General features: G+C 34.4%; 13 protein-coding genes. 5 read left to right on the forward strand and 8 right to left on the reverse strand.

Annotated elements, in window-relative coordinates:
- The first annotated feature begins 31 nt into the window (after positions 1 to 31).
- Positions 32 to 1,621: a hypothetical protein gene (locus DWB61_RS00880; protein ID WP_125028970.1), complete on the forward strand. Its 1,590-nt coding sequence runs from the start codon at positions 32 to 34 to the stop codon at positions 1,619 to 1,621.
- A gap of 197 nt (positions 1,622 to 1,818) precedes the next feature.
- Complete coding sequence (locus tag DWB61_RS00885; protein ID WP_125028972.1) at positions 1,819 to 2,574, forward strand: hypothetical protein; 756 nt, start codon at positions 1,819 to 1,821, stop codon at positions 2,572 to 2,574.
- Here DWB61_RS00885 and DWB61_RS00890 read toward each other — a convergent pair.
- Complete coding sequence (locus DWB61_RS00890; RefSeq protein WP_125028973.1) at positions 2,539 to 3,465, reverse strand: CPBP family intramembrane glutamic endopeptidase; 927 nt, start codon at positions 3,463 to 3,465, stop codon at positions 2,539 to 2,541. The genes DWB61_RS00885 and DWB61_RS00890 overlap by 36 nt on opposite strands.
- 759 nt (positions 3,466 to 4,224) lie before the next feature.
- Here DWB61_RS00890 and DWB61_RS00895 point away from each other — a divergent pair.
- From DWB61_RS00895 to DWB61_RS00905, 3 genes are all read left to right on the forward strand, one after another.
- Complete coding sequence (locus DWB61_RS00895) at positions 4,225 to 4,773, forward strand: 30S ribosomal protein S16 (protein WP_125028975.1); 549 nt, start codon at positions 4,225 to 4,227, stop codon at positions 4,771 to 4,773.
- A 10-nt stretch (positions 4,774 to 4,783) separates the two neighbouring features.
- Positions 4,784 to 5,326, forward strand: a complete 543-nt coding sequence (rimM, locus tag DWB61_RS00900; RefSeq protein ID WP_158614342.1) for a ribosome maturation factor RimM — start codon at positions 4,784 to 4,786, stop codon at positions 5,324 to 5,326.
- Positions 5,327 to 5,605: 279 nt separating this feature from the next.
- Positions 5,606 to 7,267 (forward strand): diphosphate--fructose-6-phosphate 1-phosphotransferase, encoded by a 1,662-nt coding sequence (locus DWB61_RS00905; RefSeq protein WP_125028979.1) that lies wholly within the window; start codon positions 5,606 to 5,608, stop codon positions 7,265 to 7,267.
- 67 nt (positions 7,268 to 7,334) lie between these two features.
- On the opposite strand, the gene DWB61_RS00910 is transcribed toward DWB61_RS00905, so the two are convergent.
- The 7 genes from DWB61_RS00910 to DWB61_RS00940 form a co-directional block, all read right to left on the reverse strand.
- Positions 7,335 to 7,754: an acyl-CoA thioesterase gene (locus DWB61_RS00910; RefSeq protein ID WP_125028981.1), complete on the reverse strand. Its 420-nt coding sequence runs from the start codon at positions 7,752 to 7,754 to the stop codon at positions 7,335 to 7,337.
- A 70-nt stretch (positions 7,755 to 7,824) separates the two neighbouring features.
- Complete coding sequence (locus DWB61_RS00915) at positions 7,825 to 8,025, reverse strand: hypothetical protein (RefSeq protein ID WP_125028983.1); 201 nt, start codon at positions 8,023 to 8,025, stop codon at positions 7,825 to 7,827.
- A gap of 62 nt (positions 8,026 to 8,087) precedes the next feature.
- Entirely contained in the window at positions 8,088 to 10,193 is a 2,106-nt protein-coding gene (locus tag DWB61_RS00920; RefSeq protein WP_125028984.1) for a sensor histidine kinase, read from the reverse strand.
- A gap of 3 nt (positions 10,194 to 10,196) precedes the next feature.
- Complete coding sequence (locus DWB61_RS00925) at positions 10,197 to 10,934, reverse strand: LytR/AlgR family response regulator transcription factor (RefSeq protein WP_125028986.1); 738 nt, start codon at positions 10,932 to 10,934, stop codon at positions 10,197 to 10,199.
- Positions 10,935 to 11,184: 250 nt separating this feature from the next.
- The gene (locus DWB61_RS00930; protein ID WP_125028988.1) at positions 11,185 to 11,988 is read right to left on the reverse strand and encodes a hypothetical protein; all 804 of its coding nucleotides are present in this window, start codon (positions 11,986 to 11,988) and stop codon (positions 11,185 to 11,187) included.
- 90 nt (positions 11,989 to 12,078) lie between these two features.
- A complete protein-coding gene (locus DWB61_RS00935) occupies positions 12,079 to 12,528 on the reverse strand; it encodes a hypothetical protein (RefSeq protein ID WP_125028990.1) in 450 nt (149 codons plus the stop codon).
- Between the two features lie 5 nt (positions 12,529 to 12,533).
- Positions 12,534 to 13,316, reverse strand: a complete 783-nt coding sequence (locus tag DWB61_RS00940) for a hypothetical protein (protein ID WP_125028992.1) — start codon at positions 13,314 to 13,316, stop codon at positions 12,534 to 12,536.
- Between the last annotated feature and the right edge of the window lie 3 nt (positions 13,317 to 13,319).

Below are 13,319 nucleotides of genomic sequence, written 5' to 3' on the forward strand. Positions count from 1 at the left end.
TCAGACTTTTGTTTAATAAAAAAATAGAAAGATGAAGAAATTATTATATATGGCATCTTTCCTTGCTTTGGTTTTCACTTCTTGTGATCCAATGGAGGATGCTTACGATGAGGTAGATGCAGCAAATGCACAAAAGGTAATTGATGCTAAGTTTTTCTCTGATAAAACAGTGATTGAAACGGGGTATACTTTAACTGAAGAAGATTATGCACTATCTTCAAACGAGACTGTGAGCAGTTATAAGAACTTCTCAGGTTCTGCAACTGTTGCTGATTACTTACCTGAAATCTTAACAAATAAGAAGCTTTATGGCGAAGCTGGTGTTGAATATACTGTAAATTATAATTTTTACAGAGGATATTCTGATGCTTTTGCAGGCTATAAAATGAAGCATGAAGTAAGTCAAGCTGAATATGATGTGGTTAATGATGTAGTGAAAACCCTTGGGGCTTATACTTCTAATTTTTCTGCTTCAAGCCAGATACCCACACTTTTAGAAGCAGCAGTATCTAATCCAGTTAAGGGGGATGTACTAAGAATAGAAGCTTTACAAGCAAGTAAGTCTATTGATGCAATTAAATACCTGGTGATGGGTGCTGATGAGTATACAGTGATTATTGATGCAGTAAAGGCTGATGATGCAAAAAAGCACTTAGTTGAGGCTAAATATGGTACTTCTGAGTATTATTATGGAGCTAATTCCTACAATAAAAACTATGATGCTAGAACTAGTAAATGGGCAGCTTATGATGCATATAAGAATATGGCAGAGAACGATTTAAAAGATCTTATCTATGATCGTATGGTCGAATCTATGATTCTTGTGTTGAAAAATAAGTATCCAGATGCTACAATTCAAGATGCTTCAGGAAATGAAATTACATATGTTGTGAAGTATGATGTTTATGACGGATCAGCATCAACTAAGTATTTGCGTTTTAAATGTACTGCCGAAGGTGATGCATTAGATTTTGCCAGACTTGGATCTATGTATATAAATTCAGTTTATGAATTTTACGCTTATGATGGTACGAGTTGGGGCGTAGAAGATACAGTCTATAGATTAACATCTGATGATTATGATGCAATGGGGACTGACTCTGGATATCCAGGTAAATACAATAATTTTTCAACTTCTGATGAGCCAGCTCATTATTTGCCTGTTTGGTTAAATAATACTTATAAGTATGAAGAAGATGGAGCAACTAAGATTGTTGCATATATTCTCTATCATAATGCTGGTGATAAAGAGTTATTAGCTTCAGAATATACTTTCTCTAAAGAAAAAGGGTGGTATCTAACTCCAACTACTGTTGTAGGTAGCTCTTTAGTTGCTTATAAAGATAAAACATGGTTGTTTGTTCCTCCAATCAAATTTGTTGTTTCAGAAAAAGCTGCGACTGTAACGTTCACTTTAAGTTCTGATGATTATGCTTTTGTAGGCAATAGCCAATATGGCAATTTTGATGAAGACGAAGCGGTGGTTCTTGAGAAGCTTGCCAAGATTATTAAAAACAATTATGAAGTTGCTGTAGGCGATGTTTATGCTGTTACTTATAAATATTATAATGGTAGTGTAAATGATGTAACTGTTATTCTTGAAGCTGTTGAAGATATTTAGTCTTTAATAGACTTTTAATATTATTAAAAGCTGCCCCCTTGCGGGCAGCTTTTTTTTGCCTTTAATTTATCAAGAGCCCGCTTTGATGAGGGTTCTGTTGCTGTTCATAAAACAAATCTATGTTAAGTTTATGATGAATTTTTGAATTGATAAGTTTTTCATACCTTCGTATTAATCAATCTTAAAGATACTCGAAGATGCCCTACCGACGATTGCCAAATACCGATTTAGCTCGAATTAGAGCTTTGCGTTCTGCGCAAGATATGGGAGAGATTTTATCGTCTTCCGAATTAGGTTTTTCTTTTATTCTACTTAGAAAGCTTCATGATTTCTTACCTCATTTTGAATTGGCAATAAAGAATCACCATCAAGCAATTGCCGAACAATCTATAAAAAGTAAGGAATATAACGAGAGGCAAAAAAAGGCTAGACTCTATGTTTCGCACTTCATTCAAGTTTTAAATTTTACGATTGCCCGCGAGGAGTTAAAGCCTGAGGTAAGAGAATTTTATGGTTTAATTATCAATTCTCAAAGTATTCCCAATTTAGTTAAAGATATTAAGCTGATTGAATGGGGACAAAAATTGATCGAGGGGGAACGTTTACGTATTGCATCAGGAGGCAATCCAATTTATAGTCCTTCTATAGCTCTGGTGCGTGTAAACTGTGATAAGTTTAGAGATGCGTATAATCATCAAAAGACCTTACAAAGTAATACACAACGATTTTCTGAACAAGTGGCTCAGAGACGTTATGAGGCTGATCAAATCATTCTTGATATTTGGAACGAGGTTGAATCTTATTATAAAGATATGCCAGAACAAGAACGTCGCGAGATATGTAGCCGTTATGGTTTGGTTTATGTATGGAGAAAATCAGAATTAGAGAGACAAAAACAGCTTGAGTCTGCTGAATATTCAACTCTCAATCTGCCTTTTTCTAGTTCTGAATAATTGGTAAACTAAAGCGGAGAACAAGATTAATGAAATAAGACTTGTTTCCCACATAAGATTAGATGAACCAATGCTATCAGCTTCTTGAGGTAATTGTCCTTTACCTATAAAATAGCTGGCTGTTACTGCTAAACCGTTATTGACAAGATGGGCTAGAATCGGGACCCATAACGAACCTGTCCAAACTAAAAGATAACCAAATAGCATACCTAGAAAAAGGCGAGGGAAGAAACCAAAAAACTGCATATGCAGAGCTGAGAAAAGTGCTGCTGATATAAAGATTCCCCAATGTATGCTTCCCGTCATTTTTGAAAATTGCTTCTGAAGCACCCCTCTGAAAAGAAGTTCTTCTCCTAAAGCTGGAATGACAGCTATTAGAAGGAGGTTGCTTAATAGGTCACCTAAATGATCCATTTTTAGAAATTTCTGGGTGACAAGAGCAGCGTGTTCTTCAGTCTCTCTCATCCATTGCTCAATTCCATTTAGGAAATCTGGAAAATGAATTTGAGAATTGAGTTCTCCCATCATATTTATTAGAGGAAGTGAAACAAGAATAAGTAAAAAGGCTTGAAAAAAGCTTGAAAGCTTAGCATTCTGATTAATTTTAAGATAAGCTCCCACATTAAAAGAAATAAGATAAGCGATAATAAAGGGAGGTATGATAAACATGCCAGTAGAATAGACAGCTTGGTAGAATTTAAGAGCTGGGATATTTGGATTCGCTCCATTTATATCAAGGGCATTCGTATCAGTCATGATATTGATACCAAAGAATAGATAACAAAGTAGTGATCCTATAAAAAGAAGGATGAAGCTTGAACCTACAACCAAACTTAGGCTTAACAGAATTTGATTGAAATTTGATAATTGAGAGAATCTTCCTTTTAGCATATCGCTGTCTTTTTTTGATATCAAACAAAAATAGTTTTTTTTAAGTTTTTTAGTACTTACAGGCGAAAGTATTTAAGAGGACTTAAAATATAAATGTGTTGGTCAATTTTCAGGATGTAAATAAGCTGTAAAAATCGCTGGTTTACTTTTTCTTTTCTCTGTTGCGCTTAAAATAAAGCGATATCCGCCTCAAGCGGAAGTCTCTTTACTACATTTAACTTCGTTGAGCTCGTCGCATATTACTCGTTTAGAGCAATTTAAAGTTCAGTGCTTCACTATTTCGTGAGAATTCTACGGTCTCTATTCTTGGCTCATTTTACATGTGCCCGCTGATTTGAAAGTTGGGAAATTTGGCCATAATATCTCTGGGTTTTTTCCATAAGACGTATGGATAATCTCCGTATTAAGTCCAATAAAATTCGAAGATGATACGGAGTTGATTTGCAGTAAATTTTGAGAAAGATATCAGGAGTAGCAGGGTATTCAGGGATAAAGGCCTCCTTCGCAGAAAAACTGCTACGGCGTACAAAGAAGGTAAAGGAAAAATAAGGATAAAGGAATCAATCTACAGCATCGGGCTTGATAATGATAGTGGAAAAACGTTTAGGACAGGATTGATTTGAGACCTGTAATTAAGCAATCTATCTCTCTTTTAAGTGATTGAAAATATTTGAGAAAGCTATTTTATATCAGAAATAAACATGTATCTTTGTCGCGCTTAATAAAAGCAAGTTTATAACTATTTATTTAAAAGAAGCTATGGCAACAAAGATTAGATTAGCCCGACATGGTCGCAAAGGTAGACCATTTTACCACATTGTGGTAGCAGATAGCAGAGCGCCACGTGATGGTAAATTCATTGAGCGTATTGGATCTTACAATCCTAATACAAACCCAGCTACCATTAACCTGGACTTTGACAAAGCATTGACTTGGTTAAACAATGGAGCACAACCAACTGACACTGCAAAAGCTATTTTATCTTACGAAGGTGTAATGATGATGAAGCATTTACAAGGTGGTGTTAAAAAAGGTTCTTTTGACCAAGCAACTGCTGAATTAAAATTCGAAGCTTGGAAGAAAGAGAAAGAAGCAAAAATCAATGCTAAGAAAGAAGGTCTTTCTACAGCTGCAACTGATTCTGCTAAAGCTCGTTTAGAGGCTGAGACTAAAGTTTCTGCTGATAGAGCTGAAGCTATTGCAAAGAAAGCTGCAGATGCTGCTGCTGAAATTGCTGCTGCTGAAGCTGCTAAAAATGCTCCTGCAGAAGCTGCAAATGAAGAAGGAACAGAATCTACTGAAGCTTAATTTATTTTGCATGTTTAAGAAGGAAGATTGTTTTTTTGTTGGGAGTTTTGTCAAAACTCATGGAGTAAAAGGTGAACTTGTAGCAAAGAAATCTAGCGATCTTCTCGAAAAATATAAATTGGAATCAGTCCTTATCGATATCGATGGAGGACTGGTTCCTTTTTTCATTACTCCCAACGGTTTAACCCCAAGAAACCATGCCACCGTTCGTATTCTTTTAGAGGATATGGAGGATGAGGCAAAAGCAACCCGATTTATTGGTTGTAACATTTACGTCCCTTTTAAGGATGCTCCCGATTTTTTTGAAGACAAGGACGAGCTTGAAGCGAGTGCTTTAATCGGTTTTACTTATATCGATGAAGAAAGAGGTGAAATCGGAATTATTGAAGATGTTCAGGATTATTCAGGTAATATCGTTTTGGTATTGGATTTGGATGGGCAAGAAGTCATGATTCCATTTGCTGAAGAAAATTTTATCGAAATCGATGAGGATGAAAAATCCATCACTATGATAACGCCTGAAGGTTTAATTGATCTTTACCTGGAAGATTAGTAAAACTTCATTTTACATTAAGCCTTTTCGACTTATATCCCAGAATCTAAATTAGTTTTGGATTCATTTCTGCGACCCTATAAAATCATAAATTAAGTCTAATCTGTCATAATTAATCAGATTTATTATGATCTGTAACTAAACAGTTTAGTTTTATCTTGTCAGATAGATTTATTTTACCGACATTTGCCGCAAACGTTTGAAATAGGTATTTAGGAGTTGTTTCCTATGTATTTCAACATTTTCAACCATTTTTGATTTAAGATTAATTTCCGAAAAATGATTAAAAGTCCGTTGCAAAAGGCTAGGTCCAAGTATATTCCCAAATTACCCAAATCATTAGAAGAAAATGTTGCCTTGATAACTGGTGAAGCCAGTGAAGCCATAGCTGATAAAGCAGCCATCAAGCAAATGTTCCCCAATACTTATGGTCTGCCATTAGTTACTTTTGAAGCTGGTGATATTTCTGAAAATCAAATTTTAAATGTCGGCGTCGTTCTTTCCGGAGGGCAAGCTCCAGGAGGGCATAATGTCATCTCAGGACTTTTCGATCGTCTTAAAAAATTGAATAATCGAAATCAATTATTCGGATTTATTGGAGGCCCCGATGGTTTGCTAAATAACTCTTTTATTGATTTACATTCCGAAATCGTTAGCGAATATAGAAATACAGGTGGATTCGATATCATAGGTTCTGGGAGAACAAAGATTGAAGATGAGGCTTCCTATGATAAGGTGATAGCTAATTGTTTGAAAAATAACATTAACGCACTTGTTATTGTGGGAGGCGATGACTCCAATACCAATGCTTGTGTACTTGCTGAGTATTTTCAAGAAAAAAAAGCTGGAATTCAGGTCATTGGTTGTCCCAAAACCATTGATGGAGATTTAAAGAATAGTTTTATAGAAACGTCTTTTGGTTTTGATACCGCTTGTAAGGTTTATAGCGAGCTGATTGGTAACATTCAGAGGGATGCGAATTCTGCTAAGAAATATTGGCACTTTATTAAGTTAATGGGCCGTTCGGCTTCACATATCAGTCTTGAGTGTGCTCTTAAAACACAACCCAATATTGCCATTATATCCGAAGAGATTGAAAAATACAAGCTCACTTTAAATAAAATTGTCGGTCAAATTGCCGAGGTTGTTAAGAAGAGAGCGAATAAAGGAGAAAATTTTGGAACCGTTCTTATTCCAGAAGGCTTGGTTGAATTTATGCCATCAATAAAGAAATTAATAAGTGAATTAAACGATATTTTGGCCTCGAAACCAGAATATAATAAACTTCCAACAAGTCAGGAGAAAAGAGATTTTATAACAGGCCTTTTAAGTGAAGAGTCTGCTAAAGTCTACTCAAGCTTACCAGATTCCTTTGCAAAACAATTGACTTTAGATAGAGATCCTCATGGCAATGTTCAGGTTTCTAAAATTGAAACAGAGAAATTACTGATTGATATGGTAACTGATCGTTTGGATAAGGATCAATCATTCCACGGCAAGTTCAATGCACAGAATCATTTCTTTGGCTATGAGGGGCGTTGTGCTGCACCATCTAACTTCGATGCTGATTACTGCTACTCCTTAGGTTGTACGGCTGCTTTGCTCATTAATTCGGGCAAAACAGGCTATATGGCTTTTATTAAAAATACATCTGGTAATTCTGATAAGTGGTTAGCTGGTGGTGTGCCCATTACCATGATGATGAATATGGAGAGACGTAATGGACATGAAAAACCAGTTATTCAAAAAGCTCTGGTAGATTTAAAAGGGAATCCGTTTTTAATGTTCCGATCAAAAAGAAAAGAGTGGGCCACTAATAGCGATTATATTTATCCTGGTCCCATCCAATACTTTGGGCCAAGCGAGGTTTGTGATGCACCATCAGAAACCTTATTGCTTGAACAAGAAAGTAGTTTTCAAGACGAACTCGTAACAGTTTAGTTCTTGAAAAAATGCGCTAATCTACTTTTAGAGATTAGCGCATTTTTTATATTTGGAATTGATGCTGTTACCCAATAACGGTATCCTCAAATTCTCTGATTCTAATTTTCAATGTTTCAGGTACGGCAATACTTTTACCTAATTTTTGACTGAAAGCAACCATGACCTGACTTGTAGTGGTTTTGATATCGCCTGTAACTGTGTCCACAATGTTCTGACTCAGACTAACACTTTTATTCCCAATTTTATGGATGCAAGTGTGCACTTCAATTTTGTCTTTTAAGAGGATAGGAGCCAAGTAGTCTATTTCAAGATGGGCAACAATAAGAGCCGCATCATTCCAATTAATGGTTTGTCCATATATTTGTTCGAAATAATCCAGTCGTCCTAAGTCGAGGTAACTCAGTTGAACGCCATTGTTCACATGGCCCATGATATCGATATCGCCAAAGCGAATTTGTATTTTCTTTTTGTGATTGTAATTCATGAATTCTGTTTTGAAAAACAAAACTAAGTATTATTCCTGAATGAGAAGCTGAATTCTACCTTGAACGTGTTTATTCCTTCTTTTTAGGTTTGAATAAGCCTCCCACCAGAATTCCTAAAACAAGTCCATATGGTATCATAGAGTAACAGTTAGCCTGAATAGGGCAGGTACCGCTGCTGCATCCAATAAATTTCCAATATAAGAACCCTCCAATTGTTCCTAGAATCCCACCAATTATTTCGAACTTTCTGGTTTTTGTCAATTGTTTCATATCAATCTGAATTGAAAATCAAAAATAGTTAAGAATATTCATTAAATGTTATTCCAGAAAGACTATAATTCGTAGGAGAAATCTTTAGGAATCCTGATTGTTACTATCGTACCAGGGAATTTAATGTTAGTTTCGTCGGAATCTTTGATTTCGAGACTAATATTCTTATAATTGATGCTGTTTAGAAGCTCAAAATACTCTTTCATGGCCTTCATTCCAATACCATTACTTAATCTTCTTTTACGATTCGAAGCTACACGGCCAATTCCATTATCCTTTACTTGAAATATGAGATATCCTTTTTCTTTAAAGATGTTGATTTTCAATAAGCCCATCGTGTTTCTATCCATTAAGCCATGACGAACCGCATTTTCAACATAGGTTTGGAGTAGCATTTTAGGAACTTGTGTAAATCGATTGACTTCTTTTGAAACGTCAATTGTATAGTTAAATTTATCGTTGAATCGAAATTGCTCTAATTGAAGATAAAGTTCTATGAAATGGATTTCATCTTCTATACTTACTGACACCTTATTAGAAGCTTCAAGAGCGTATCTAACAAGCTTTGAGAATCGTGTGAAGAAATCGTAAGCTTTATCTCGATCTTCACTTAGAATGACTGCTCCAACTGAATTAAGAGTATTGAAAGTAAAATGAGGATCCAACTGGTTTTTCCAGTTGGTGAGTTGTAATTCGGCTAATCTTTTTTTTCTTCGATCGCGACTTGTTGTTAGGAATTGAATGCCCCATACTAAGACGAAGAGTCCTGTATATATTCCTGATATGATACCAAATACTCTAAGATAGTAGTAAGATATCTTTCGATAAATAAATTCGAACCATTGATTACCTACCTGCAGATAAAATGCAGGATGGTTATATTTTCCAAGAATAATGGAGGCGTAATATTTGCCTGGAATACAGTCGATATCATATGTTTCATGCCGCTTAAAGCCATTTCGGTAGACATACAGTTCTTGACCATTATTACTTATGGTCAGTGTTTCATCTTTCCCATTTTGATCTAAGTCAATAGACTGAAAATAGGTTGATATCTTTTCATCTATTTTGCTAATTTGCTTAAGGTTTAATTCACGATCAAACTTATTGATTGTTCCATCTGATTTTAAAACGAGACATTCTGGTTTATTGTTTAATTTAAATTGTCTTAACCTCAAATATGACTTGGGATTATTAAAAGGAAAATGTTTATTTTTTAGAACCTCACCTTTGTAATTGTAGAGATAGAAATTATATCCAACTGCGTTGAGTTTCGAGCTGCAAGAACTAAAAGCTAGCCAGTAATTTCTATTTTCAATTGAGATCGGAGACATTTCTAACTGTTGCGTTTCTCCTTCAAAAATTTTGGGTTTAATTAATGGCTTTAAGTTTTGGTCTAGAATATACAAATAGGCATTGTAATCATTAGGTGTGGGTAGTGGTGGACGCATATTGCCAGCTGCCGAATTGGTTATTAGGAATTCAGGATGTCCATCATCGTTGATATCACTGATATTAAAGCCATAAATTTTAGAAGCCAGATAGTCTGATTTTTTGAGTTTATCTTTTTCTATATCATAAATATACATGTGCCTTGGGTAAAGGTTAAAACCACCCGAAATTAGAGTGACAAATTCTTTCTTACCATCACCATCAACATCGTATAATTGAGAGTCTTTAATCTCATAGTCATAGCCAGCTTTTCCATTACGGGTTAAACCCATAAATCGTTCTTTAATAATTTCTCCTTTACCTAAGGGTTCAATAACATTTAAGAAAAGACTGTCACCACAATTTGATATAGTATAAATCTCTTTAAAGCCATTAATATCGAAATCGCCAAATGAGATGGAATTTTTAGGTGTGTAAGCTAAGCTTCCTCTGATGTTGTATTGTACACAAATATCATTGTTAACTCTGTGTATAGGTATGGAGTAAAAATCTTTTTTGAAGGGATAGACATGTAATCTTTCGGTTATACCATCACTGTCAAGATCTATCCAGAAGTTCATGCGGTTTTTAGAAAGCATGCCTTCGTCCATTTTTTTTATTTCGTACTGACTGGTATGATCAATGGTCAACCACCAAAGTGGAATAGCCAGAAACAAAGATATTCCCCAGGGAGAACTTAAGAATTGTATACTTTTCTGAGCTAGCCTTTTTAGCATACTTTAAAATATTTCAGCAAGTTTTTGAACTCGACTGCACGAAAGGGGAAGTGTAATACATTCTCCTCCGATCTGCAGATGACATACTTTATCTTTTCTGTTAACCGATTTTAGATAGTCTAGATTAATTAGGATGGAGCGACTTACCCGAAAAAATAAATCTGAGATTAATTGATCTTCAATAATACCTAGAGTTGTAGCCGTTGTGAGCTTAGTCCGATTAGTTAGGCAAATATTGGTGTAGTTCCCGTCTGCTTCGCAGTAAAGAATATTATCTTGTTTGATAATTTCGAATCCTGTGCGTGTATTAACCTTGAGTCGATTATTCATGTTGAGACGATTAATTAAGTCGTCTAATTTGTTTTTGTCTTTTTTATTATTGTCAATTAACTTCGCACGATTGATGCACTGTTTGAGATCATTCTCGTTTATGGGTTTTAGAAGGTAGTCAAGAGCTGAGGCCTTAATCGCTTGAATGGCATATTGATTGAAAGCCGTAATAAAAACAACTCTGGGTGATTCCCCACTTAAAATTAATTCTTGAACCAGCTCAAACCCATTTTTATGTGGCATCTCAATATCCAGAAAAATAAGATCAGGTTGAAATTCCAAATAACGTGTAATGCCTTGTTCAGCTGAATTTGCTTCAGTAACCTGACAATAAGGTTCTACAAGTTGAAGCAGTTTATGCAATACCGCTCGGGCTTTATCTTCATCATCAACAACTAAAAATCGGTTCATAACATTCTTCTGTAATATTGTTATGTGAAGATAATTGAAAATTATATTAATCAAAATTAATATCTAATGTTAATAATTTGATATATTGTGAATAATTACTGATCTTATTATTTAAGTGTTCTTTTTAGGTTGACAGTTTAACAGGATAGCTTAATGGTAGAAGTTCTCCTCCCAAAGGGAAAATCTATGGTAGGAGGAAATAGAGTAATAGCTATATGTTTTATCATGTAAAACAAAATAAAAATGTTTCTTAAGGTTGTTTTATATTGAAATAATAACAATCCTTATTAGTACCATTATTATCAATTATTTGAACAAGACGAATGATATAATAAATACCATCTAATTTCTCTATTATAATATCTCCATCGCTTAAGTTATCAACATATTCCAGAGGATTACCGCTATCGAAGACTTTCTTTGCATCATTATAAGTAGCATTGGCATAATCGAGTTGATTAAACTTAAGAAATCGACCTCCAGCAGGAGAAACCCATTTACGCGATAAAGTGTTTTCGTCTTCTCTGAAAGTTGTATCATCCTGTATATATAGCTTTTTTTTATCGTGTAAAGCTCCAATCAAAGCTTCCTTGTTTTTTATGTGAAAAGCATCTGTTCTGCCCGAATAATAAGAGTAGAATACATGCCCGGTACTTTCTTCAAGAGCTTGTTCTTTAGGGTTCACATTTAAGATACGCACGGTTGTTTTAATATTAGCATGACTATCTGTAATTTCAAACCGGAACTTTAACTGACTACTTTCAGTGCAAAAAGGTGTTTTAAAATCAAAATTGTGAAAAAATGCAGACCTGTTTGGTGTAGAGTCTAATAAATTGACAATTTCTTTATTATCAATGTTCATGCTAATTTTGACCTGGTTAATGTAATTTTCTGATTCTGAAATTAATCGGAATGAAACGATTTCTTCAGAATTGACATTCATAATTCCATCATCAGGGTTTACAAATACTAATAAACTATCTTGCTCAGAGTTTTCAACGCATGCCGTGAAAAGGAAACCAAACACGATCATTAATAGAACTGAATTTTTCATTTTTAGGTAATATTGGATTCATTTTTAGGAATATAAGAAAGCGGATGATAAAAAGAAATCACCCGCAATCTTGATACTAACTAAGAATTATTAGTGGGCATATTTATAACACTTTAGCTTAAGAGTTTGTTTCTTAAGTTTACCGAAAAACATATCTTGACTTTCAGTTTTTAAGTAAGTTGGTATAAATACATCAATATCTGGGTATTCCTCGACTAAATCAGTTAACGCAAATCGAAAGATAGATTTAATACCTTTCCAATTTGCATGATTTATTTCGACTCCTTTATTTTTATATGGGATAAATACGCTATCATTTACTTTACGAATATTTCTAAAAACTCCTAAGTAACTGACATATTCGATTGATATTTCTTTATTAGTGACGAGGATATAGTCATTTAAACTGGTTTGTAGTTCAACGCTTGTAGGTGCAAAAGGAGAACTCATTAACCTTTGTGAAGATCGTGTTCCAATACATGAGCTTAGTGAAAGTAAAATCCCTAAAAAGATAACATGTTTTATTATATCTATGTTCATAACATTTACCATTTGAAGAAGTAAGAAATTGAAACCGCAAAATCAGATTCAATATTGAATTTTTTATGTTCCAGTTCTTTATATTTTTTAATGTCATTCTCAGTTGAATAGTAAGTCTGAGAAAATATCTCACCATCTACTGAGTAAGTTTCATCTGTTTTATATTCGAGATGGCTTTCGTTTAGTCCTCGTATACCCCATTCTAAACCTAAAGCTAAAGGTAGATCAGCTATAAAAAACTGAACACCGGTAAAGAAGTTAAATCCGTATACAAAGCTTGATTTTGTTTGTTCTTGTTTTCTAAAATCACCATTTGTGCTATACCGTTCGGCAAACTCAATACTGTTTGTATTTCTACCAAAGGGAAGCTCTGCACCTATGTACACATCGACAAGATTACTGTTTGAAAAGTGTTTTTCAAAACCAGGTGTTAGGAAGAATTCAGATTCATTCTTATTGCCAATCATTTGAGCGATATCTCCAATTTCAACATCTCCATTGATATCTTCTTGATTCTTAAAGTACTTAACACCAAGGCGAAGAACAAATTGATCCTTTAGATAGTATTTAAAGTTTATTAAAGGTAATTGTTCAACAGAGATATCTTCGTCTATCCATTTTTTAGTTTGCTTAAAACCTGTTCCTAGATAAATACCTAAGTTCCCTTTTTGAGGACGAGTCCCTAGGGAATATTTGTTTTCAGAATTTTCTCTGGTAGACAACTGTGCAAAAGAGGTAGAGTAGCCCATTAGTGTTAGGGCTACAATTACTAATATATTTTTATACATACT

It is taken from the genome of Ancylomarina euxina (assembly GCF_003863355.1).
Lineage (GTDB): Bacteria > Bacteroidota > Bacteroidia > Bacteroidales > Marinifilaceae > Ancylomarina > Ancylomarina euxinus.

Coding starts and splice junctions, on each gene's coding strand:
- DWB61_RS00880 (WP_125028970.1), top strand. CDS start 32: ATGAAGAAATTATTATATATGGCATCTTTCCTTGCTTTGGTTTTCACT.
- DWB61_RS00885 (WP_125028972.1), top strand. CDS start 1,819: ATGCCCTACCGACGATTGCCAAATACCGATTTAGCTCGAATTAGAGCT.
- DWB61_RS00890 (WP_125028973.1), bottom strand. CDS start 3,465: ATGCTAAAAGGAAGATTCTCTCAATTATCAAATTTCAATCAAATTCTG.
- DWB61_RS00895 (WP_125028975.1), top strand. CDS start 4,225: ATGGCAACAAAGATTAGATTAGCCCGACATGGTCGCAAAGGTAGACCA.
- rimM (WP_158614342.1), top strand. CDS start 4,784: ATGTTTAAGAAGGAAGATTGTTTTTTTGTTGGGAGTTTTGTCAAAACT.
- DWB61_RS00905 (WP_125028979.1), top strand. CDS start 5,606: ATGATTAAAAGTCCGTTGCAAAAGGCTAGGTCCAAGTATATTCCCAAA.
- DWB61_RS00910 (WP_125028981.1), bottom strand. CDS start 7,754: ATGAATTACAATCACAAAAAGAAAATACAAATTCGCTTTGGCGATATC.
- DWB61_RS00915 (WP_125028983.1), bottom strand. CDS start 8,025: ATGAAACAATTGACAAAAACCAGAAAGTTCGAAATAATTGGTGGGATT.
- DWB61_RS00920 (WP_125028984.1), bottom strand. CDS start 10,193: ATGCTAAAAAGGCTAGCTCAGAAAAGTATACAATTCTTAAGTTCTCCC.
- DWB61_RS00925 (WP_125028986.1), bottom strand. CDS start 10,934: ATGAACCGATTTTTAGTTGTTGATGATGAAGATAAAGCCCGAGCGGTA.
- DWB61_RS00930 (WP_125028988.1), bottom strand. CDS start 11,988: ATGAAAAATTCAGTTCTATTAATGATCGTGTTTGGTTTCCTTTTCACG.
- DWB61_RS00935 (WP_125028990.1), bottom strand. CDS start 12,528: ATGAACATAGATATAATAAAACATGTTATCTTTTTAGGGATTTTACTT.
- DWB61_RS00940 (WP_125028992.1), bottom strand. CDS start 13,316: ATGTATAAAAATATATTAGTAATTGTAGCCCTAACACTAATGGGCTAC.